The organism is Pseudomonas sp. KUIN-1 (genome assembly GCF_009176725.1).
Classification (GTDB): Bacteria; Pseudomonadota; Gammaproteobacteria; order Pseudomonadales; family Pseudomonadaceae; genus Aquipseudomonas; species Aquipseudomonas fragariae.
In genome coordinates, this window is record NZ_AP020337.1 from 5,770,097 (window position 1) to 5,792,304 (window position 22,208).

At 58.0% G+C, this 22,208-nt stretch carries 21 protein-coding genes; 11 read left to right on the forward strand and 10 right to left on the reverse strand.

The genetic code is table 11. The features are described from left to right. Window positions 1–125: 125 nt before the first annotated feature. The 5 genes from rfbB (at window position 126) to KUIN1_RS26275 (ending at window position 5,661) form a co-directional block, all read left to right on the forward strand. Entirely contained in the window at window positions 126–1,208 is a 1,083-nt protein-coding gene (gene rfbB, locus KUIN1_RS26255; RefSeq protein ID WP_058399524.1) for a dTDP-glucose 4,6-dehydratase, read from the forward strand. 80 nt (window positions 1,209–1,288) lie between these two features. Further along, a complete protein-coding gene (gene rfbC, locus KUIN1_RS26260) occupies window positions 1,289–1,834 on the forward strand; it encodes a dTDP-4-dehydrorhamnose 3,5-epimerase (protein WP_003318259.1) in 546 nt (181 codons plus the stop codon). Window positions 1,835–2,004: 170 nt separating this feature from the next. Next, window positions 2,005–3,813: a sensor histidine kinase gene (locus tag KUIN1_RS26265; protein ID WP_032607501.1), complete on the forward strand. Its 1,809-nt coding sequence runs from the start codon at window positions 2,005–2,007 to the stop codon at window positions 3,811–3,813. After that, complete coding sequence (locus KUIN1_RS26270) at window positions 3,810–5,201, forward strand: sigma-54-dependent transcriptional regulator (protein ID WP_103713675.1); 1,392 nt, start codon at window positions 3,810–3,812, stop codon at window positions 5,199–5,201. The genes KUIN1_RS26265 and KUIN1_RS26270 overlap by 4 nt, the downstream gene beginning before the upstream one ends. Continuing rightward, window positions 5,188–5,661, forward strand: coding sequence for a YiiD C-terminal domain-containing protein (locus KUIN1_RS26275; protein WP_024652755.1), 474 nt, complete (start codon window positions 5,188–5,190; stop codon window positions 5,659–5,661). The genes KUIN1_RS26270 and KUIN1_RS26275 overlap by 14 nt, the downstream gene beginning before the upstream one ends. A 548-nt stretch (window positions 5,662–6,209) precedes the next feature. On the opposite strand, the gene cysQ is transcribed toward KUIN1_RS26275, so the two are convergent. Further along, entirely contained in the window at window positions 6,210–7,052 is an 843-nt protein-coding gene (gene cysQ / locus KUIN1_RS26280) for a 3'(2'),5'-bisphosphate nucleotidase CysQ (RefSeq protein ID WP_032657773.1), read from the reverse strand. Beyond that, window positions 7,049–7,615 (reverse strand): ADP compounds hydrolase NudE, encoded by a 567-nt coding sequence (nudE, locus tag KUIN1_RS26285; protein ID WP_003372295.1) that lies wholly within the window; start codon window positions 7,613–7,615, stop codon window positions 7,049–7,051. Before nudE ends, cysQ begins: the two co-directional genes overlap by 4 nt. A gap of 97 nt (window positions 7,616–7,712) precedes the next feature. Here nudE and yrfG point away from each other — a divergent pair, with 97 nt between their 5' ends. Continuing rightward, on the forward strand, window positions 7,713–8,375 hold the full coding sequence (gene yrfG, locus KUIN1_RS26290; RefSeq protein ID WP_152092466.1) for a GMP/IMP nucleotidase: 663 nt from the start codon (window positions 7,713–7,715) through the stop codon (window positions 8,373–8,375). Between the two features lie 44 nt (window positions 8,376–8,419). On the opposite strand, the gene lysM is transcribed toward yrfG, so the two are convergent. After that, window positions 8,420–8,860 carry a peptidoglycan-binding protein LysM gene (lysM, locus tag KUIN1_RS26295; protein ID WP_004406991.1) on the reverse strand — a complete coding sequence of 147 codons (441 nt, stop codon included), beginning with the start codon at window positions 8,858–8,860 and terminating at the stop codon, window positions 8,420–8,422. Between the two features lie 149 nt (window positions 8,861–9,009). Between lysM and KUIN1_RS26300 the strand changes: the two genes are divergently transcribed. The 4 genes from KUIN1_RS26300 to KUIN1_RS26315 all read left to right on the forward strand — a co-directional run bounded on the left by KUIN1_RS26300 (window position 9,010) and on the right by KUIN1_RS26315 (window position 13,814). Further along, window positions 9,010–9,891 carry a LysR family transcriptional regulator gene (locus tag KUIN1_RS26300; RefSeq protein WP_003401941.1) on the forward strand — a complete coding sequence of 294 codons (882 nt, stop codon included), beginning with the start codon at window positions 9,010–9,012 and terminating at the stop codon, window positions 9,889–9,891. Between the two features lie 103 nt (window positions 9,892–9,994). Beyond that, window positions 9,995–10,831, forward strand: coding sequence for a formate dehydrogenase accessory sulfurtransferase FdhD (gene fdhD / locus KUIN1_RS26305; protein ID WP_003372302.1), 837 nt, complete (start codon window positions 9,995–9,997; stop codon window positions 10,829–10,831). Next, on the forward strand, window positions 10,828–13,164 hold the full coding sequence (locus KUIN1_RS26310) for an FdhF/YdeP family oxidoreductase (protein WP_003401937.1): 2,337 nt from the start codon (window positions 10,828–10,830) through the stop codon (window positions 13,162–13,164). The genes fdhD and KUIN1_RS26310 overlap by 4 nt, the downstream gene beginning before the upstream one ends. 209 nt (window positions 13,165–13,373) lie before the next feature. Next, entirely contained in the window at window positions 13,374–13,814 is a 441-nt protein-coding gene (locus tag KUIN1_RS26315) for a glycine zipper domain-containing protein (protein ID WP_003401931.1), read from the forward strand. A gap of 133 nt (window positions 13,815–13,947) precedes the next feature. Here the strand turns inward: KUIN1_RS26315 and KUIN1_RS26320 are convergent, their stop codons facing one another. Then, a complete protein-coding gene (locus tag KUIN1_RS26320; protein ID WP_172980084.1) occupies window positions 13,948–15,882 on the reverse strand; it encodes a RecQ family ATP-dependent DNA helicase in 1,935 nt (644 codons plus the stop codon). 146 nt (window positions 15,883–16,028) lie between these two features. Here KUIN1_RS26320 and KUIN1_RS26325 point away from each other — a divergent pair, with 146 nt between their 5' ends. Further along, window positions 16,029–16,850, forward strand: a complete 822-nt coding sequence (locus tag KUIN1_RS26325) for a hypothetical protein (RefSeq protein ID WP_057456760.1) — start codon at window positions 16,029–16,031, stop codon at window positions 16,848–16,850. A 599-nt stretch (window positions 16,851–17,449) separates the two neighbouring features. Here the strand turns inward: KUIN1_RS26325 and KUIN1_RS26330 are convergent. From KUIN1_RS26330 to KUIN1_RS26360, 6 genes are all read right to left on the reverse strand, one after another. Next, window positions 17,450–18,028 (reverse strand): hypothetical protein, encoded by a 579-nt coding sequence (locus KUIN1_RS26330; protein WP_050586324.1) that lies wholly within the window; start codon window positions 18,026–18,028, stop codon window positions 17,450–17,452. Window positions 18,029–18,069: 41 nt separating this feature from the next. Next, window positions 18,070–18,927: a tetratricopeptide repeat protein gene (locus KUIN1_RS26335; RefSeq protein WP_032636728.1), complete on the reverse strand. Its 858-nt coding sequence runs from the start codon at window positions 18,925–18,927 to the stop codon at window positions 18,070–18,072. A 112-nt stretch (window positions 18,928–19,039) separates the two neighbouring features. Continuing rightward, entirely contained in the window at window positions 19,040–19,627 is a 588-nt protein-coding gene (locus tag KUIN1_RS26340) for a lysozyme inhibitor LprI family protein (RefSeq protein WP_152092394.1), read from the reverse strand. 95 nt (window positions 19,628–19,722) lie between these two features. Beyond that, window positions 19,723–20,658, reverse strand: a complete 936-nt coding sequence (locus KUIN1_RS26345; protein ID WP_116886201.1) for a hypothetical protein — start codon at window positions 20,656–20,658, stop codon at window positions 19,723–19,725. 312 nt (window positions 20,659–20,970) lie between these two features. Continuing rightward, window positions 20,971–21,504 (reverse strand): hypothetical protein, encoded by a 534-nt coding sequence (locus KUIN1_RS26355; RefSeq protein ID WP_178112641.1) that lies wholly within the window; start codon window positions 21,502–21,504, stop codon window positions 20,971–20,973. Between the two features lie 142 nt (window positions 21,505–21,646). Beyond that, window positions 21,647–22,057: a hypothetical protein gene (locus tag KUIN1_RS26360; RefSeq protein WP_146050673.1), complete on the reverse strand. Its 411-nt coding sequence runs from the start codon at window positions 22,055–22,057 to the stop codon at window positions 21,647–21,649. Window positions 22,058–22,208 lie beyond the last annotated feature (151 nt).

Genomic DNA, 22,208 nt, shown 5'->3' on the forward strand with positions numbered 1-22,208 from the left:
GCACCTCAGGTCGGAAATAAGCCGGAGTTTTATTCAACCGCCTGCTCGGGTTTAATGGTTCGATCCTGTCATACGCGCTCAAGCGCTATGCTGCATTACTCCAGAACACACAAGAAGGTCAGTTCATGCGAATACTCGTTACCGGGGGCGCAGGTTTCATCGGCTCTGCACTGATCCGCCACCTGATAAACAACACCGACCACGAAGTGCTGAACTTCGACAAATTGACCTACGCGGGCAACCTTGAATCGCTGCAGTCGATTGCCACCGACACGCGCTATGAGTTCGTGCAGGCGGATATCTGCGATCAGGCCCGTGTCAGCGCGGTGCTCGAGCGCTTTGCGCCGCAGGCGATCATGCACCTGGCGGCTGAATCCCACGTCGACCGCTCCATCGATGGTCCGGCCGAGTTCATCCAGACCAACATTGTCGGCACGTACAGCCTGCTGGAGGCCACGCGCGCCTGGTGGCTGAAACTGCCGGAAGCGCAGCGCCAGGCGTTCCGCTTTCACCATATTTCCACTGATGAGGTGTATGGCGACCTGCACGGTGTCGATGATCTGTTCACCGAAACCACACCGTATGCGCCCAGCTCACCCTACTCGGCGAGCAAGGCGGCGTCCGACCACCTGGTGCGCGCCTGGCACCGCACCTATGGCCTGCCGGTGGTGGTGACCAACTGCTCCAACAACTACGGGCCGTTCCACTTCCCGGAAAAGCTCATCCCGCTGGTGATTCTCAACGCCCTCGCGGGCAAGCCGCTGCCGGTGTACGGCAATGGCCTGCAGGTGCGCGACTGGCTGTACGTCGAGGATCACGCACGGGCACTGCTCAAGGTGGTGACCGAAGGTGAAGTCGGTGAGACGTACAACATCGGTGGCCACAACGAGCAGAAAAACATCGACGTTGTGCGCGGTATCTGCGCGCTGCTTGATGAGCTCGCCCCGCAGCATCCGGCAGGCGTCGCGCAGTACAGCGACCTGATCACCTACGTGGTCGACCGTCCGGGCCACGATCAGCGTTATGCCATCGATGCCGGAAAGATCGACAAAGACCTGGGCTGGACGCCCGAAGAAACCTTCGAGTCCGGGCTGCGCAAGACTGTGCAGTGGTACCTGGATAACCTGGACTGGTGCCGCAGGGTTCAGGACGGCAGTTATCAGGGCGAACGACTGGGCTTTACCGAGCCTAAAGACCTGATTGCCTGATCAGCACCCTTCTCGGCAGGCGCGCCTCAGGGCAGACTGTCGAGTCGCCACGACTTATTGAACATTGCAGGGGAAGCCACGTGAACGTAGTCGCAACAAAATTGCCGGAAGTCCTGATTCTCGAACCCAAGGTATTCGGTGATGAACGAGGTTTTTTCTATGAAAGCTTCAACGCCAAGGCTTTTCAGGCTGCCACTGGCCTGACCCGTGAATTCGTACAGGACAACCACTCGCGTTCGCAGCGCGGCGTCCTGCGCGGTCTGCACTATCAGATCGAAAACGCCCAGGGCAAACTGGTGCGCGTCACGGTCGGCAAGGTGCTGGATGTGGCCGTGGACATTCGCCGCAGCTCGCCGAACTTCGGCCAGTGGGTCGGCGTCGAGCTGTCTGCTGAAAACGCCCGTCAGCTGTGGGTTCCGGAAGGCTTTGCCCATGGCTTCGTGGTGCTCAGCGAACACGCCGAGTTCCTGTACAAGACCACCGACTACTACACACCGTCTGCCGAACGCTGCATCGCCTGGGACGATGCGGATCTGGCCATCGACTGGCAGTTCGACGGCCAGCCCAACCTGTCGGCCAAGGATCAGCAAGGCAAGCGCCTGAAAGAAGCCGACCTGTTTCCCTGAGCCCGCGACCCAAGGCCGCCCGGCGCAATGTCCGGGTGCCTGACAAGCCGGCGGCGGGCATAATACGCGCCTGATGCCCACGTCAGGATCGACCGGGTGTTTCTGTTGCCTGCCGCGGCGTGATCGCCAGCAGGCATCGTCAACCCTTCGGCGACGGCCAATCGATGACCATGACTCCCGCTCTGCCGCCCCGCCCTCGCTGGCGCAGCCTTGCCCTTCTGGCACTCTGCCTGGCGCCGTTGCTGTGGCCGCTGGAGCATCTGGCCGAACGTTATTACCGCAACGTGCTGGCCAATCAGAACCGCCAGACCCTGGACCTGTACGTCGCCAACCTGCTCGGCACCCTGCACCGTTACGAAACCCTGCCGCAGATCCTCGGCGACCTGCCGGCCTTGCGCGCCGCACTGGCGGCACCGGGCGACACACCTACCCTGGTAAACGCCAACCGTCTGCTCAGCGAAATCACGCGCCAGACCGGTGCCGATGTCATGTACCTGATGGACGCAAACGGCCTGACCCTGGCGGCCTCCAACTCGGATCACAAGGACAGTTTCATTGGCCGAAACTTCTCGTTCAGGCCCTATTTCATCGATGCGCGGGCGGGCAGAACCGGGCGGTTCTTCGGCCTCGGCACGACCTCTGCCAAACGTGGCTACTTTTTCGCCGGCCCGGTGCGTGACGGTGAGCGAATCATCGGCGTGCTGGTGGTCAAGGTCGATCTGGACCACACCGAAACCCTGTGGGGCAAGACGCCCGAACAACTGCTGCTGACCGACCAGAACGGCGTGGTAATTCTGACCTCCAACCCCGAATGGCGTTTTCGGGCGACACGCGACCTGACCGATGACGAGAAAAAAGCCATCGTCGCGATCCAGTCCTACCCGACCCGCGATCCACGCCCGTTGAGGATCGATGAAAACGCCTGGCTGACCCAGACCCAGGCCATCGAAGAGACCGGCTGGAACGTCAACATCCTCGCGCCGCGCGCCCTTGTCGACCGTCAGGTGCGCACGGTGGTGGCGATTGGCGGCGCAGCGCTGCTGGTGCTGATGTTGTTGCTGGGCCTGATGATGCAGCGTCGTCGTCATTATCTGGACCGCATCGCTTTCGAGGCCAAGGCGCGCCGCGAGCTGGAGATGCGGGTTATCGAGCGGACCAGTGATCTGGAGGGGCTCAACAGCCGTCTGCGCCAGGAAGTGCTGGAGCGCGAGCAGGCGCAGCAGGAACTGGTGCAGGCTCAGGACGAACTGGTACAGACCAGCAAACTGACGGCGCTGGGCACCATGTCGGCGAGTATCAGCCATGAGCTGAACCAGCCATTGGCCGCTATCCGCAGTTACGCCGAAAACGCCGAAGTGCTGCTCGATCATCAGCGCACCGAGGACGCCCGCGGCAACCTCAAGCTGATCAGCGAACTGACCGGGCGCATGGCCTCGATCATCGCGCACTTGCGCGCCTTCGCCCGTCGCGACCGCCACGCCCCTGAAAGCGTGGCACTGCAACCGGCGCTGGAAGATGCGCTGGCGCTGCTGGCCAAACGGCGGCGCGCCATGGAAGTCGAACTGATCCGTGACCTGCCGGACGCCACAATCTGGGTGCAGGCCGGTGAAACCCGTCTGCGTCAGGTGCTCGGCAATCTGATCGCCAACGCGCTGGACGCCCTCACTGAAAAAGGCCCGCCGCGCAGGCTGTGGATAAGTGTCGAGCAAACCGCCGAGGGCGTTAACCTGTACATTCGTGACAACGGCCCCGGCTTTTCCCAGGAAGCACTGGCGCGGGCCCGCGAGCCCTTCTTCACGACCAAGACCCGCACCCAGGGCCTTGGCCTCGGTCTGGCTATCTGCGATACGCTGATGCGCGCGCTGGGCGGCGAATTGCTGTTCGCCAACCATCCCAGCGGCGGTGCGCTGCTGACCCTGCGCCTGCGTGCCGGGGCTTCCGGGGCCAATCTTCAACCGCCAGAGGACCTTTCTGCATGAGTTCGGACACAGCCATCGACAGCCAGATTCAGGTGGTGCTGATCGACGACGATTCGCACCTGCGTCAGGCCCTGCGCCAGACGCTGGACCTGGCTGGCCTGAACGTTCTATCACTGCCCGAGGCCACCGGGCTGGCCGAGCGCATCGGCCGCGACTGGCCGGGCGTGGTGGTCAGCGATATTCGCATGCAGGGCATGGATGGCCTGGAACTGCTCGACCAGCTTCACGCGCAGGACCCCGACCTGCCGGTACTGCTGATCACCGGGCATGGCGATGTGCCGCTGGCGGTAAAGGCCATGCGCGCCGGGGCCTACGACTTTCTGGAAAAACCCTTCGCCAGCGACGCCATGCTCGACAGCGTGCGCCGTGCCCTGGCGTTGCGCCGTCTGGTGCTGGATAACCGCAGCCTGCGCCTGGCCCTGAGTGATCGCCAACAACTGAGCACACGCCTGATCGGTCAGTCGTCGCCGATCCTGCGTCTGCGCGAACAAATCGGCGCATTGGCCGGGACGCGTGCCGACGTGCTGATCCTTGGCGAAACCGGCGCAGGCAAAGAAGTGGTTGCCCGCGCGCTGCACGACCTGTCCAACCGCCGCAGCGGCCCGTTCGTGGCGATCAACGCCGGCGCGCTGGCTGAATCGGTGGTGGAAAGCGAGCTGTTCGGTCACGAACCAGGCGCCTTTACCGGCGCGCAGAAGCGGCGTATCGGCAAGTTCGAATTTGCCAATGGCGGTACGCTGTTCCTCGATGAAATCGAAAGCATGAGCCTGGACGTGCAGGTCAAGCTGCTGCGCCTGCTGCAGGAGCGCGTGGTTGAGCGAATGGGCAGCAATCAGCAGATCCCGCTGGACATCCGCATCATCGCCGCGACCAAGGAAGACCTGCGTCACGCGGCCGATCAGGGCCGCTTTCGGGCGGACTTGTATTACCGCCTGAACGTGGCCTCGCTGCGCATCCCGCCGTTGCGCGAACGGGGTGAAGATGCGCTGATGCTGTTCGAACATTACGCCGATGCCGCGAGCATGCGCCACGGCATCCCCAAGCACGAACTCAAGCCGGGCCAGCGCGCGCTGCTGTTGCGGCATAACTGGCCGGGCAACGTCCGGGAACTGCAAAACGCTGCCGAGCGTTTTGCGCTGGGTCTGGAACTGGAGCTGGAGCCGGAAGGCGTTGATGCAGAGCAAGCGCCACCGCCGGGTGGTGGTTTGAGTGATCAGGTGGAAAGCTTCGAGCGCGCGTTGATCGCCGCCGAACTGGCGCGCCCGCACAGCTCGGTGCGCAGCCTCGCGGAAGCGCTGGGTGTGCCGCGCAAGACCCTGCACGACAAACTGCGCAAGCACGGCCTGACGTTTGGCGACAGCAGCGGAGCCTCCGATGACACCGATTGAGCCTGGACATGACGCAGCCCGCGAGTTGGAACAGGTGCTGCACCACGACATCCCGCTGACCCGCGAGATGGGCATGCGCGTGCTCGACTGGCACAACCAGACCCTGCGCCTGCACCTGCCGCTGGCCCCCAACGTCAACCACAAGAGCACACTGTTCGGCGGCAGCCTGTATTGCGGCGCAGTACTGGCGGGCTGGGGCTGGCTGCACCTGCGGCTGCGCGAAGCCGGGATCATCGATGGGCATATCGTGATTCAGGACGGACAGATCAGTTATCCACTGCCGGTACGCAGCGACGCCATCGCCCGCTGCGACGCGCCCGAGCTGGCGCAATGGGACAAATTCATCACCACCTACCAACGCCGAGGCCGCGCCCGCCTGACCCTGCACACCGGCATCAGCGAGCAGGGCAGCGAAGAACACGCCGTGCGCTTCGTCGGGCAGTTTGTGTTGCACCGGTGAGGCTGCGCGCAGTCAATTCACTACCCGTGGGAGCCAACTTGCTCGCGAAGAGGCCAGTGTAATCCGCAAAAATTCATCGTCTGATCAATCGTATTCGCGAGCAAGCTCGCTCCCACAAGAACGCGCCTGCCCCTGCAGACCTGTATCAAGCGAAGAACACGCCGTGCGCTTTGTCGGGCAGTTCATGTTGCGCCAGTGTGGCTGCGCGTAGTGGATGCAGACCTGTGGGAGCGAGCTTGCTCGCGAAGAGGCCAGTGTAATCCGCAAAAATTCATCGTCTGATCAATCGTATTCGCGAGCAAGCTCGCTCCCACAAGAACGCGCCTGACCCTGCATACCTGTATCAAGCGAAGAACAGGCCGTGCGCTTTAGCACTGGTGAAACTGTCTCAGCCAAGCGTCTCAGCGCTTTTGTAGGAGCGAACTTGTTCGCGAAGGCGTCGTTTCAAGCACTGGATTTGCTGTGGATGCACCGGCCCTTTCGCGAGCAAGCGAAACGTCGCCCGGTTCGCTTCTACGCCCGCCGGGCAGAGGCCTTGAGGCCCGGCCTCAGGACTGCGCCAGCACCAGCAGTTTGTCGCGCCATTCGGCGTTGGCCGGCAGGGCCAGGAAGAACGGGTTGAGCAGTGATTCGCGGGCCGGGTAGCTGAACGGCTGGCCGTCCAGTTGCAACACTTCGCCTCCTGCACCTTCAAGCACGCCCTGCGCCGCAGCGGTGTCCCATTGCGAGGTCGGGGCCAGGCGCGGGTAGCAGTCGGCGGCGCCTTCGGCCAGCAGGCAGAATTTCAGTGAGCTGCCGATGTTGGTCAGTTGCAAATGACCCAGCCCGTTCGACAGGCCCGCGAGCAAATGTTCCTGCTCCGGGCTGGAATGGCGGCGGCTGGCGACCACCGTAAAGGTCTGCCCTTCAGCAAGATGATTGCGCACTGCGATCGGCTGGAGGTGGCCGACGCCATCGCTGCGCCAGGCACCCAGCCCGGCACCGCCGAAGTAACAACGGTTGTTGGTGGGCATCGAGACCACACCGAATACCACGCGGCCGCGTTCGATCAGCGCGACATTGACGGTGAACTCCTCACTGCCGGAGATGAACTCCTTGGTGCCGTCCAGCGGATCGACCAGCCACCAGCGCTCCCAGCTTGCCCGCTGGCGGAAGGGGATGTCAGCGTCCTCTTCAGAGAGCACATGAATGTCCGGATCAAGCGCCTGCAGGCCCTCGACCAGCACCTGATGGGCGGCCAGATCAGCGGCGGTCACCGGCGAGTCGTCAGTCTTGGTGGTCACGGTGACATTGGCGCGCCAGAACGGCAGGATCACTTCGCCCGCCAGTCGCGTGAGTTCAATCACCGGGGCGAGCAGCGGATGTGGCAGGTTGTGCAACGAATCGGTCATGGCTGAAACAATCCACGCTGGGTCAGCAGGTCACGTGTGAGGTACAGCGCGGCCAGCGCCCGGCCTTCGCTGAACTGGGCATTCTGGGCAAGGCTCGACAGCTCGCGCAGGTTGATCCGGTCGACCCGGATCGGCTCGGGCTCGTCGCCTTCCAGCCGCTCTTCGTACAGGTCGGTGGCCAGCACCACCTGAATTTTCTGGCTCATGTAGCCGGGGGACAGCGACAGCTCGGTCAACAGTTCCAGCTCCCGCGCACCGAAGCCGGCCTCTTCCTTGAGTTCACGGTTGGCAGCCGCCAGCACGTCTTCGCCCGGCTCGATCAGGCCCTTGGGCAGGGACAGCTCGTAGGCATCGGTGCCACCGCAATATTCTTCGATCAGCACAGCGTGATCGGCATCGAGCATGGCCACGATCATCACCGCGCCGGGGCCCGTGCCTTTGCTGGCCAGACGCTCGTAGGTCCGCTCGACGCCATTGGCAAAGCGCAATTGCAGCTCTTCAACGCGGAACAGACGACTACTGGCGACGATTGCGCGGGCAAGTACGGTAGGTTTCTGACGCATGACAGGCTCCTTTACATGAACGAGGTACTATACCGAGCTTTTCCCGATGTCTGTGTCGGATATGCTTACCCGCTATCAACCCCCTGACGAGGCCAGAATGCTTTCCATGCCCTGGAGCGAAATCGATACCGTCCTGCTGGATATGGACGGCACGTTGCTCGACCTGCATTACGACGAACACTTCTGGATGCAGCACCTGCCGCAGCGCTACGCCGAACTGCACGGCGTCAGTTTCGCCATGGCCTGGCTGGAATTGAAACCGCTGTTCGAAAACAACGCGGGCACGCTCAACTGGTACTGCCTGGATTTCTGGAGCGCCGAGCTTAACCTCTCGGTTCGCGACCTGAAACGCGAAATCGCCCACATGATTGCACTGCGCCCGGACGCCGAGACCTTTCTGGCGGCCCTGCAAAAGGCCGGCAAGCGGGTGATCATGATCACCAATGCGCACCGTGATTCGTTGTCGCTGAAAATGGAGCGAATCGAGCTGGCGCCTTATTTCGAACGCCTGATCAGCTCTCACGATTACGGCTTTCCCAAGGAAAGCCAGCATTTCTGGGACGCGTTGAAGGCCGAAACAGCGTTCGACCCGGCACGCAGTCTGTTCATCGACGACACCTTGCCGATCCTGCGCAGCGCCCGACACTTCGGTGTAGCCCATTTGCTCGCGGTCAGCCAGCCCAATAGCCAGAAAGGCCCGAAAGACACCGAGGAGTTCGCCGCAATGGACGACTACCGGGAGCTGAGCAAGGGATTGTAAGCAAAGCCGTGTGCCCGCCTGAAAAGGCGGGCAGCGTCTTCAGTTCACTTCGGAATACGAAGCTTCTGACCCGGATAAATCTTGTCCACGCTCTTGAGCATGGGCTTGTTGGCTTCAAAGATTTTCTGGTACTGGTTGGCATCGCCATACACGCGCTTGGAAATAGCGCTGAGGGTGTCGCCCGACTTCACTTCCACGTATTCGGACTCAGCGCCTGCGCCGCCCGAGACAGTCATCTGGTCGTCGACTTTTTCCACGCCGTGGATATTGCCCAGGGTCAGAACGATCTTTTCCCGCTCTTCCTGGCTGGAGACTTCGCCTTTGACGATGACCGTGCCGCCGTTAACCTCGGTCTGCACATTGGGGTTGCCCAGGCCGACTTCGGAGATATGCTTTTTCAGCACCTCATCGGCGTTGGCTTTATCTGGCAGAAGTGCATCCAGAATTTTCTCGCCTGCTTCTTTGATGAAACTGATAAGACTCATTTTCTGGTTATCCGTAAGTAGTGTTGAGGGCTGCGCGATTAGTGTAGCCCTCGTAAATCAAGGGCTGCAGGCTTCCGACCAACGTAGCTCGACCATCGTTCAGCCTGAACGCGTAGAATCGGCTGTCTGGATGGCTCACCGGAGTGAATATGGACATCAAGCAACTTAAATTTCTGATCGCCCTCGACGAGACGAGGCACTTCGGCCAGGCGGCTGCGCGTTGCAATATTACCCAGCCGACGCTGTCGATGCGCTTGCGCAATCTGGAAGAAGAGCTTGGCTTGCCACTGGTCAATCGCGGCCAGCGCTTCGAGGGTTTCACTGCGCCAGGCGAACGCGTATTGGCCTGGGCACGCACGGTACTGGCGGCCTACGACGGTCTGCAGGCTGAAGCGGCCGCCTGCCGCGGTCATCTGGTCGGGACGTTGCGCCTGGGCGTGGTGCCGCTGTCGAGCTTCGACCCGCTGCCATTGCTGCACCGGCTGCACCAGATGCACCCCAATCTGCGCTTCGAGCTGTCGTCACTCAGCTCCGAGCAAGTGCTGGAACAACTGGCGAGCAATCGTATCGACCTGGGCGTTTCGTACCTAGAACGGCTGGACAACGAGCGTTTCGATTCGCTGACCCTGGACGACACACGCATGGGCCTGCTGTATGACCGTCGGCACTTTACCTTTGGTGACGATCCCTTGAGCTGGGCCGACCTGGTCGAGTTGCCGCTGGGCACGCTGACCAGCGGCATGCATTTTCGCCAGTCGATCGATCACAACTTCCATAGCCGCGGCCTGCAACCCAATCCGCTGATACAAACCGATGCCGTTCATCAGTTGCTGCAAGCCGTACACGGCGGTTTTTGCTGCGCGATCATGCCGCTGGATGGCGGTCTGGAAACGCTGACCGAACATTTGCGTCTGCATCCGATTGCCGACTCCCGGACTTTGGCCCGGCTGGGGTTGATCATGCGCCGCAGTGCGCCGCGCTCGGCACTGGCTGAAGCCTGCTTTGCACTGGTAGCGGAAATACCGCGCTAGAGCGTTGATCGACGTCATCTATCGGGGCATCAGCACTAGCGATTAGACGATTTCCAATAACGGGCCTAGTCTTGCAGATGTCATTCTGCCGGTATTTCAGCCCATGCCCGTTACGCGCAAGGTCAGCTCGGCGTCCTTTGCTACGCCAGCCCCCGAAGCAAGCCAGTCCTACAGCTACTCGAATCTCGAGGGCACGGACTCTGCACGCAACGAACTTGCCGAAGAAGTGGCACTGGCAATTGCCTACAACGGTATCAGCCAGGCGGTCATGCTGGTCAGCCCGACCGATCTGGAAGACTTTATCGTCGGTTTCAGTCTGGGCAGCGGCATCATTGCCTCGCATGACGAAATCTACGACTTCAAAATTAGCGGTTGCGGCTCGGCCATGCAGGCCGAGGTCGAGATCGCCAGCCGCGCGTTCTGGGAACTCAAGCAGCAGCGTCGGCAACTGGCGGGCACCAGCGGTTGCGGACTGTGTGGCGTTGAAGCCGTCGAGCAGGCATTGCCTGACCTGAAGGCGCTGCCCGGCGCGCCCCTGCCCCCGATCGAATGGCTGGAAGGCCTGCGTCAGCGCATCGGCGAGTTCCAGCCGCTTGGCCGCCACTGCGGCGCTGTGCATGCGGCGGTGTTCATGGACGGTAATGGCCAGCTGTTGCTGGGCCGTGAAGACATCGGCCGCCACAACGCGCTGGACAAACTGATCGGCGCCCTGATCCGCCAAGACATCCCCCTGGCCGGCGGCGTCGCCATCGTGACCAGCCGCTGCAGCCTGGAACTGATTCAGAAAGTATTGCGCGCCGGCATCCAGACGCTGGTCAGCCTGTCGTCGCCCACCGGCCTGGCCCTGCAATGGGCCCGCCGTCATAACCTCAATCTAATTCACCTGCCGCAGAAAAGTGCGCCGCGGGTCTATAGCCCTGCGATGGAGATTCAAGCGTGAGCACTCATCATCAAGCCGACAAGACACCAACCCCCCGCTACAAGCCGTACAAAGGTGCGGCAGGCGGATGGGGCGCACTGATCAGCGTGACGCAACACTGGCTGGGCAGTGACAACGCGCTGAAGAACCTGCGCATGATGCTCAAGACCAACCAGAACGGCGGTTTCGACTGCCCGGGCTGCGCGTGGGGCGACTCGCCGGAAAGCGGCATGGTCAAGTTCTGCGAGAACGGCGCCAAGGCGGTGAACTGGGAAGCGACCAAGCGCCGCGTCGACCCGGCCTTCTTCGCCCGCTACAGCGTCAGCTCGCTGATGGAGCAGAGCGATTACTGGCTCGAGTATCAGGGCCGTCTGACCGAGCCGATGAGCTATGACGCGGAAACCGACCGTTACAAGCCGATCAGTTGGGACAGCGCGTTTGCGCTGATCGCCAAGCACCTGAAGAACCTGCCCAGCCCGAACATGGCCGAGTTCTACACCTCGGGTCGCGCCAGCAACGAAGCGGCGTACCTGTATCAGCTGTTCGTGCGCGCCTATGGCACCAACAACTTCCCGGACTGCTCGAACATGTGCCACGAGGCCAGTGGCGTAGCGCTGTCGCAAAGCGTCGGCGTGGGCAAGGGCACCGTGACCTTCGAGGATTTCGAACACGCCGATGCCATCTTCGTCCTCGGTCAGAACCCCGGCACCAACCACCCGCGCATGCTCGAACCACTGCGTGAAGCGGTACAGCGCGGCGCCCAGGTGGTTTGCGTCAACCCGCTCAAAGAGCGTGGCCTGGAGCGTTTCCAGCACCCGCAACACCCGGTCGAGATGCTCACCAACGGCGACCGCCCGACCAACACGGCCTACTTCCGCCCTGCCCTGGGTGGCGACATGGCGCTGTTGCGCGGCATGGCCAAGTTCCTGCTGCAATGGGAGCGCGAGGCGCAGGCCAACAACGCACCTTCGGTGTTCGACCACGCGTTCCTCAACGAACACACCGAAGGCGTACTCGAATACCTGGCCGCCATCGATGACACGTCATGGGACGCCATCGTCGAGCAATCCGGCCTGCCACTGAGCGACATCGAACAATCGGCACGCATGTACGCCAAGGGCAAGAACGTGATCATGTGCTGGGCAATGGGGATCACCCAGCACCGCCACTCGGTGCCGACGATCCAGGAAATTGCCAACCTGATGCTGCTGCGCGGCAACATCGGTCGTCCGGGTGCCGGTCTGTGCCCGGTGCGCGGTCACAGTAACGTGCAGGGCGACCGCACCATGGGCATCAACGAACGCCCACCGGTGTTCCTGCTCGATGCGCTGGAAAAACGCTTCCAGTTCAAAGTGCCCCGCGAAAACGGCCACAACGTCGTCGAAGCCATTCACGCCATGGCCGAAGGCCGCGCCAAGGTGTTCATTGCGCTGGGCGGCAACTTCGCTCAGGCCACCCCGGACAGCCATCGCACCGCCGAAGCGCTCAGCAAATGCGATCTGACCGTACAGATCAGCACCAAGCTGAACCGCAGCCACCTGTTCCACGGCAAGGACGCGCTGATCCTGCCGTGCTTCGGCCGCACCGACATTGATATCCAGGCCAACGGCCCACAAGCCGTCACCGTGGAAGATTCGTTCAGCATGGTCCACGCTTCCAACGGCCAGTTGAAGCCGTCCTCGAAGCAAATGCGTTCCGAGCCTGCGATCATCGCCGGTATCGCCAACGCAACGCTGGGCAAGACGCCTGTCGACTGGTTGTGGCTGGTCGAGGACTACAACCGGATTCGTGACCTGATCGCCGACACCATCCCCGGCTTCAAGGATTTCAACGAGCGCGTCAAGCACCCGGGCGGCTTCTACCTGGGTAACGCTGCTGGCGCACGCCGCTGGAACACTGCGTCGACCCGCGCCAACTTCAAGTCCAACGCGCTGCCGTTGACTCTGATCAATGAACACGTCAGCTCGACCGGGCAGATCCCGGACCTGATCATGCAATCGATGCGTTCGCACGATCAGTACAACACCACCATCTATGGCCTGGACGACCGTTATCGCGGGGTCAAGGGTCAGCGTGACGTGCTGTTCGTCAACGAAGCCGACATCATCCGTCTGGGCTTCCAGCCGGGGCAGAAGGCGGACCTGATTTCGATCTGGAGTGATAACCGCGAGCGCCGCGTCAAAGGCTTCACCTTGCTGCCGTTCGATATTCCGGCCGGTCAGGCTGCCGCCTACTACCCGGAGGTCAACCCGCTGGTGCCGCTGGAAAGCGTGGGCGATGGCAGCAGCACGCCGACATCGAAGTTCGTTGCCATCCGCCTCGAGCGCTCGGCAGAGTCGGCACGCATCCTCTGACGTCCCTGAAAGACGCCCACAAAAAAGGCCCGTTTCACTGGAAACGGGCCTTTTGCAAGTAACCTCAGACTCTCTTTTCAGACTTAAGTTCCTTAGCCAAAACAATAACTTAGCAGTTTGTGTGGCAATCGTGTTACTCGTCGGAATTGCATTGCTACATTCTTCACTTGACACCAAGATCGCGCCGTCATCCCTATGAGATTCCATACATGAAGTATTCCTCGATACTGTTGTTGTCTCTTACCCTGATCAGCGGTGCGGCGTCTGCAGGCAACCTCGAGTCAGGCGTAGGCGGAGCATTGGGTGGGGTACTCGGTTCGGTCGTCGGCCAGCAGGTCGGCGGCAGCACTGGTTCAGCAATTGGCGCAGGTGTCGGCGGCGCAGCCGGTGGCGCTGTAGGCGCGGACCGTCGCAACCGCACAGAGGCAGCCATTGGCGGCGGTCTGGGCGCAGCGGGCGGTAATGTGCTGGGTCGCAGCGTCGGCGGCAACACCGGCAGCCTGGTCGGCTCGGCGGTAGGTGGCGGCGGCGGTGCTGCACTCGGCAACTACATGGGCAACGAAAGCCGCAGCGACGATCGTCGTTATCGTGGTGGCCGTGACCATGGCCATCGCCCGAAGCACCACGGCCATCGCCGTCATCGTGACTGATACCACCGTCAGTTACTGAAACATAAAAACCGGCCGCTCTTGAGCGGCCGGTTTTCATTTGTCTGTCGCAACGCATGCTCAGGACTGGATGCAGAGCATTGCCCCACCTGGTCAGATGAATGTGTACGCGTAGTCAGTTGCCAGCCATCGCCTGCACCCACGTCCTGACCTGTGCGTACGGATAGTCCTCCAGCACCGCAAACCCGGTGGTGGCGCGGGCTTTGAGCCTGGTGAACAGCGGCACGCTGATACCGCATAGAAAACGCGTCAGGCAGTCGGCGCTGGGCGGCTGGCCGGTGTAGTTCTGGTGCTTGTGGATAAACTCGCTGCACAGTTGCTGAAAGTCCCGATTTGCCAAGGGCTCCAGCGCGGGTGGTTCGGGCAGGTGGGCGACTTCGCCCAGGCACACTGAACAATGCCCACAGCGCTCAGGCGCATTGTGGTCACCAAAGTACCGCGCCAGGCGATGGGTCAGGCACTGGTCACTGGCGAACACGTCCAGCATGGTGTGAATGCGCGCCACTTCAGTGGCTTCGTGATGAGCGAAATAATCGTGCAATTCGATGCTCAGGGCCTGTGCATCAAAGTCGCTGCGCAACAGGCTGTAGACCTCGGTCATCTGTTTGCTTTCAAGCTCGATCCAGCCTTTTTCCTGAAAGTAATCCAGCGCCTTGACCACCCGCCCGCGCTCGGCGCCGTATTGCTGGTACATCGCCTGGAAATCGACGGTGGCCCAGGTGCGTGCCCGGTTTGAGGTGTCGATCAGGGCCTGAACGAACCCGCGTCGCTCCCCTTCGAAACGCGCCATCAGGTCTTGCGGCTGGAGCAGAAACTTGAAGCGGTACTCGGCAAAATACGCGTAGCGCGGCGCAATGATCCCGCGCAGTTCCAGTTGCACCAGCAGGGTCTTCAGCGGCAATTGACGAATGTTGCTGAGGTCGGCGAGCGGCCCCAGCAGAAACTCCCACTGCCCGTCATGGCGCGCCCCGAGCAAGTCTTCCAACACACGGGCAATCCCCTCGCGCTCCGGCGTATCGCCATACACGAAGTTCTCCAGCACGTTGAGGCTGTCGCGGTTGGCCAGCACCAGACAATCCGAAGCAGCACCATCACGCCCTGCCCGACCGATTTCCTGGCTGTAGTTCTCGATGGATTTCGGCAGGTCGAAATGCACCACGTTGCGGATATCGCTCTTGTCGATGCCCATCCCGAACGCGATGGTTGCCACGATGCAGTTCAAATGGCCGCCCATGAACTGCTTCTGGATCGACTCGCGCTGATCGTTGGGCAGCCCGGCATGGTAGGCGCTGGCGGGCAGGCCATTCTGTTCCAGGTGCGCGGCGATATGTTCGGCTGTCTTTTGCAGGGTCACGTAAACGATGGTCGGCTGCCCGCGACGCTCGTTGAGCCAATCCACCAGCCGGCGTCGTTTGTCACGGCCGCTGACCGGCTTGACCCACAGGTGCAGGTTGGCGCGGTAGAAACCGGTGGTGATGACATCCTCGGGGGCGATGGCGAATTTGTCCTGCATGTCGATGATGACTTGCGGGGTCGCCGTGGCGGTCAGCAGCAATGTCTGGGGAATATTGAATTCGCGCTGGTAGTCCGGCAGCTTCAGGTAGTCGGGGCGGAAGTTATGCCCCCACTCCGAGATGCAGTGCGCTTCGTCGACCACCAGCAAGGAAATCGGCACTTGGGCGATGAAATTGCGGAAACGCTCGTTCTTCAGGCGCTCGACCGAGATCATCAGAATCTTCAGCTCGCCGGAACGTGCGCGTGCCATCACGTCAGCGATCTCGTCGCGGCTTTGCGCCGAATCAATGCTCGCCGCCGATATGCCATGGCGGTGCAGGAAGGCAAGCTGATCCTGAATCAGCGCCAGCAACGGCGACACCACCAGCGTCAAATGCGGCAACATCAGGGCGGGCAATTGGTAACATAGCGACTTGCCCGAGCCAGTCGGAAAGATCGCCGCAGCCGAGCGTCCGGCCAGTACCGCACTGATGGCAGCCTCCTGCCCCGGCCGGAACTGTGTGTAGCCGAATACCTGTTCGAGACGCTGGTGCATTCGCGGTCCATCCATCAGTCAAAAAACGGGCTCAACCTTAACGCGCCAGGCCGGATGCACATAGCGCCAAAGCGTTGCAGAAACTCTACCCAGCGGCCGATATCATTGTAATATCACCGCCAGACATCGCTTGATCAGGAGCAGGAATGGATTCCCTACAGCAACCCGAGGACGACGGGATCATCCGCATTCAGCGCCTCGTGCCGGGTCAGGTCGATGTGGTGCTGGGCTCGCATCCACGCCGCAAGCGCGTCGATGCGCCTCGCCGCTCACGCCCTTATGGCCTGTGGCTGGCGTGCCTTATTGCTGCAGCCTGCGTGGCCGGACTGATCACCTCACATGCGAGAGGCCCCAAAGCGCTGACAGTACCGCCTGTTGTGCAGTCCATACCCGAAACCCGGACAGTCGAGGCCGAGGCGCAGCCCGTAGCCGCCGCCGATCCCGCGCCCACGCACATTCGAAAAACCGCAGAGCTTGTACCGATCGCGGCCACTGTGGCGCCGCCTGCCCCTGTGAAGCCCTTGGATGACTGCATGAAAAACGGCAACGTCATCGATGAGGCGGTGGCGAACTGTCGATTCGGCCAGGCTCCACGCCCCGCTCAGGCAGAACCGGCAACAGGCATGGTGTCTGCCGACTACATGGCCGATTTCAAGGCCAATGCTTCACGCAATTCCACGCGTTCTTCCAGGCCTTACAGCGTAGCGACGGCCTCCATCCGCGAAGCGGACGGCAGAAATCGCTACCGCGCGCAGTGGCGGATTTACGGCAACACGATCGATGGCGACAGCGTCTGCGAAAACTTCGCCATTCGTTCATTCGAACGGCGCGAGTGTCGCAAGGCGGCAGCGGTCAATTTCAGAGAAGAGTGCCGTGAGTGGACCAAACGTGCGGCGAGAAACCGCGACGAGGACAGTAAAAACGCCCAACAGCGCTATTGTGAAGTGACCACGAATTTCTCACCTTGAAAACAAGCCTGCGCCGCTCTGGCACAACAGTTTCACCGGTTTTTTCTACGTTCCCGATGCATGGCCGTGCACCTGAGAATCCGCAAAAACGGACACATGTATAGCCAAAGGCTTACACGCAATGAAGCGAATGGCTATTTTGCACCTGCCGTCAGAGCCGTAGTATTGGATCCAACAACTGGCGAACAAGGAGTTCGCCAGGATCAGGGACGATCGACCATCGCCGGGAAGGCAGCCGACAGGGAGTTGGAATGGTCTTGGTACAAACCCGCTTCGGCGGGTTTTTTATTGCCTGCAATTTTTGCCGTCAGCAGGCAAACCGCTTCAAGATTTTCCTGACGCCAGATTTCCCGCTCTTCAAAGGGCCGTTCGAAGCTGACCCCGCGAGGTATAGCGAAAGGCTTACACGCGCTGGAGGAATTTGGCTATTTCCGACCCGGCTCGCGCTCCGTAGTATTGGATCCATCAAGGGGTGAACAGGAGTTCACCCGGATCAAGGATGATCGACCATCGCCTCGGAGGCGTCCGACAGGAAGTCGGGATGGTCTTGGAAAAACCCGCTTCGGCGGGTTTTTTGTTGTCTGCAGGAAAGCATCCGGCTATCGACGGCTCGCCTTCCTCTCGCGCAGCATGGCCCTGCGACTCTCGATATGGTGCCTACGCGCATCCCTGAGTTTGTACTCTTCACGCAGCGCCTTGCGGTGAGCGTGATTGAACAGGAACTGCTCACGCATCTCCCGGTGACGCTTGCTGTTCAGCGACAAAAAGCCAAGCAACGGAAACAGCACACCCAATATCGAACTGATCACATCGACACGCCGACCAGGCAAAGCCCAGATCACCAGCACCGTAGCCAGGCAGATCGCCAGCAACGCCACCAACACCCACATCCCCCACAGCCGCCCTCTTGCCAGCAAAATGCCGCCAGCTGACATGATCAAACTGGTACCCATCATGAGCCTGAGGGTATCCATGGAAGCATCGCGGTCATGAGCAAACCAGGCCTGTGTGACGATGCTTGTCGTGATGGCCAGCGAAAATATGCACATGAAGATGGAAAACATGAACATCGGGAAATAGCGGGCGCGAAAGTTATACGGGGCGTAGAAATACATCAGTTTTGGGTCGAGAGGGCCTGGCTTGTTGCGGGATTGTCTGCCCAATTTTTTGGTCTTCATTGCTGGGTAATGGCTCGTCTGCCAAGCGAACTGCTTAGCGCTTATTTCAACCGCAGCTGGACACGATTCGGAATCTTGTTCACAGAGCCTTTTTTCAGCATGGCATCACGGTAAATTGCGTAGTGAGATTTAGCATCGTTGCGCCGCCCCAACGCCCAGAGCGAGTCCGCGATATTAAGCTGCAGAGGAATCCTTTCCTGAGCCAGATCCAATAATTTCTCATAGACCTGCATGGCCCAGAGATGCTCCCCACCTTCCGCGAAGTAGAAACCAAGATCATTGTAAGCCGCAATATTTTCCTTTACCGGATAGCACGCCATGTATGAAGGAACACCCATAAACAGCGTGTCGCTCAGCGAAAGCGCGCGGGACTTGGCAGAGGACAATGTTGACGCCTGATTTCTAACCTCCTGAGGCGAAGATCCTGATTTTGAAAAGTCAATCAAACGACCTGTAGTGTCTTTCCACGCGTTGCCAACCCATTCTCCGTCACATTGAATCGCGGAACCGAGATTTCTGGCGCAACCGCTCTCCAGAGCGATCACATCGCAGTAGGTTTGCTCGGAAATAATACGATTGCCCTGTGGATCTTCGACATAGCCGAGCATTGTGCGCTGGATGAGAACATTCTTTTGATCCGGCGATACCATGCTGTTATCCGATCCTGCTACGACGCTTACCCCAGAATCGCCAATACCATCGGGTGGTGCATAGAGAAAGAAACGATGTGTGGGTGACGTATACTCCACATGGCTCCAGCCGCCGAATTTTTCGTTGAAATGACTGAAATGCAGCGCGCTACCGCCAATCCCGATAATATTGACTGGATCCGTGTCCGCGTGACATAGCATGGAGCATGAAAGAGATAGGGTCACAGCCACAATTTCACGATTAAACATTCAAACACCCTGTGATCGCAAAAACTCAAAAATCTGATAAAGAAGCGCCGATTAAGCATAGCGGACCCAAAAGCATTCGAATACAATTTATTGACGTGGCACTATTGTCATATTAATAAATAGGCGTTTGAAATCTCATTCTCGCCATACAGTCTTTCAGCGACTCACTGTACAATTTATTCGTCATGGCACAATTCTTCCCTGCGTAATCCTTCCATAATGCGCCAAAATCGCCGTCCCCGCTAACGTATTGGAAAGCTTTGGCGTAATCCAAGGATGTTACATTGTTACTTACCATCGAAACTGCTTTGTAGAACCCATCCCCCACAACGCCTGTATGAAGATAAATAATTTCGCTCAAGCGAAAGCTTGTGAATTGTGATTTACAGGAAATAATTTCCACCGAAGACTCAGCACCCGAGTGCTTCAGGTCGTCACAATATCCCTCTTTTAACTTGACCCACACCTTCTGTGTGGATAGCAGCTCGGACCTGGAGGACGAGTCCAGTTCAGAAAGCAACGACTTGTATTGCGCGTTCAATATTCTATCCAACCGGGCATAGGACGCTTGATTACACGTGATAATATCCGGATTGGATACTCCGCTGACATTACAGTCGTTGTCAGCGAACGCAACACCCGTCAAGTTCAGAATACATAACCCCATAAACAATTTCTTTGCTGCGGTTAACGACACCATCTGCCATCTCCTGCCAGTACGAATTATAAAAAATACTATATTACCGAAGACAATTTGATCCATTGATGCAAAATAGCTCCTTTTTGCTTTCGTATCTAATCTCCAAGTAGCCAGAACGATGTTCCAGAAATACGCACACGGTTACCCTTGATCAGATGGCCGTTGCTTCGCGAGCCTTCCGACGAATTAAAATATAACGTGGCCTTGTCTTGACTTACTGCAGCCGAAAAATTTCCAGCCTCTAGCGACAACACGGACTCTTCAAAGACCCAACCGGTAGTTTTTTTGCTTCCCGAATAGACCACATTAAAGTAGGAGGCATTACCATCACTATAATAGTCTTGCAACTCTACAATATCGCCCTTTACAAGATAAGCCTTTCTTTTAACAAAACTAGAAGAACCACTTTTATTAAAAAAATATGACTTTCCTACAACCACGCGCGCGCGTGCCTGCTCCATCGTGTTTTCCTTAACAATCTTTGGCTCGGAACAAGATGTTTCATTGCAAATTTCAAGCTTTTGCAAGCGCTCTGAAAACTGCGTTCTTTTCTCGCAAAAATAATAATCTTTTTTTATACGAGAATAGCAAACAGCGTCATCGTGCTTGATGGGACCATCATTGTAGCTACTTAAGATTTTTTCAGAGACAAAGTCCGGGCTCCCTATCGAACGCACGACTGACTTTTTAAATTTATCTGTTTTTTGGTCAAAAACGAACAGGTAATAACTTTCATTAACAGAGTTTTCTGCATACTGGAGTGCAATAACACAAGGCTCTTCTTTTCCTACGGAGCCATAATAAGCAGACAGATCACCCTCTTGCTTTTCCATATCTAAGTCATAAACCTCCCCAGAGTCTTTAACCACCCCAATACTTCCACTTTCAAACCGCAGGCTATTTTTATTACCAACACACTCAGCTCTTATTTTTTGCGTTACTCCTGACTTGATGAGTACGTCGTCAAATTGCGCGCAAGCTTGTACCGAGAAAAAAATTATTAGAGCCCTCCACGCTATAGAAAGCCTCATTTCATTGCCTCCTTGATCTTACTGACCTTCGAGACGGAGTGACTGGTCAGACCAGTTTGTTGCCACAGCAGCAAAAGCGGCCTCTGCAGAACCGTGCTCCGCATCATCTAGCTAGCTGTCCGATGCTGATACATAAAGTTGAGCTGATGACTGAGTCTCCGTATCTAACTGATTAAAAACTCTCCTCGTTTAAAAGCTCTCGCAGACAGCGATAATTTACCGCCTGGGTCTTGGCATCAAGTACTTTTTCGAGCGACCAGTATTCAATATAGCTTAAGGTCCAGCAATCGCTATACTTGAATGTGAGTATAGTCATTTGAAATCTTCGGCACTTTTAGACACGGTCTCCATGCCTTGATCAGCCTTCCTGCTAATAAACGCATAGCCACCTTCCTCACAGTTCTTCCTCAGTAACAATTTACCATCTTTCAAAACAGTCAAATAGCTAACAAATGCCTGCGCCAGCAAATATGTATATCGACCATTCTTAAATTTAATGATACCTTTGTTAACACTTCCTTCCGAAGCGTCCACCAAAAAGAACTTACCCGCTGGAGGAGCTTTTTTATTTGGATACAACAACTCCATATTATCGGGCGTTCCATATCGATATTGAACATAACCAGAGCCCGGAGCTTCATTATTAGACGCACACACCGAGACAATCTTATTTCCAGGCAAAGGGCAACTAAAGTAAACGTCCTCCTCAGCTGTGCATAAAGTCATACCCAAACCGTCTACATCTGTCTGGCCTGCATCTAAGGGCCCAGCGCATAAACAAGCAATAACAGCAAATAGCGAAGTATTTAGACCTGACTTTCCGCTCCAACTGCATTTCATATTCATTTACCCCCCCCAAAAAAGTTAAAATTTATTTATCCTTGCCCGCCTTCGGCCGCACCCTCTCCCGGAAGCGGCAGCACAAAGATACTTTTTCAACGTTGCAGTAAAAACTCTTTTGTGAGTCGGTGTTGCTGAGGATTTAATACTACTTCTCGGTTTCTAAACATTTTAGGTCTTTGATAGCAGACCCTTCAACTGGAATAATGCAGGCTCTGCGCTGCTCGCCCGTTGGCGTCAGCGGCGTAAAACTAAGCACTAAATGAAGACCATCATTTTTAACAGAGATCTGCTCAAATCCAGCATCGGCAAAGTCAGAATCAAAAGACTTGCCCTCAAAGCTGCAGAAACTCGAAACAGACAAAACTTTCCAATTATTTTCAGGGCTTACCACCTGTACTTCCAAGCAGCTATTATTGAAGGTTTTCACATATCGAACTACGTTAGTACCGACACGACCGACACCCACCTCTGAAACCGCCCCCAAGTCTGCTGCTACTGCAGAGGCACCGCCTACAGACAACACACCAAATATAAAATACACATTAAACATCTTCATGCATCACCTCAAATAATCAACACACTTATCGAATCGATCTTCAGGAACTTTAAGCCATTTTGTCCTATCACTTCTTACAGAAGAGAAGGCCGACAGATTATTACTCGTCATATGCCTCTGAATGATAGCACTAGAACTCCCGGTATAATCC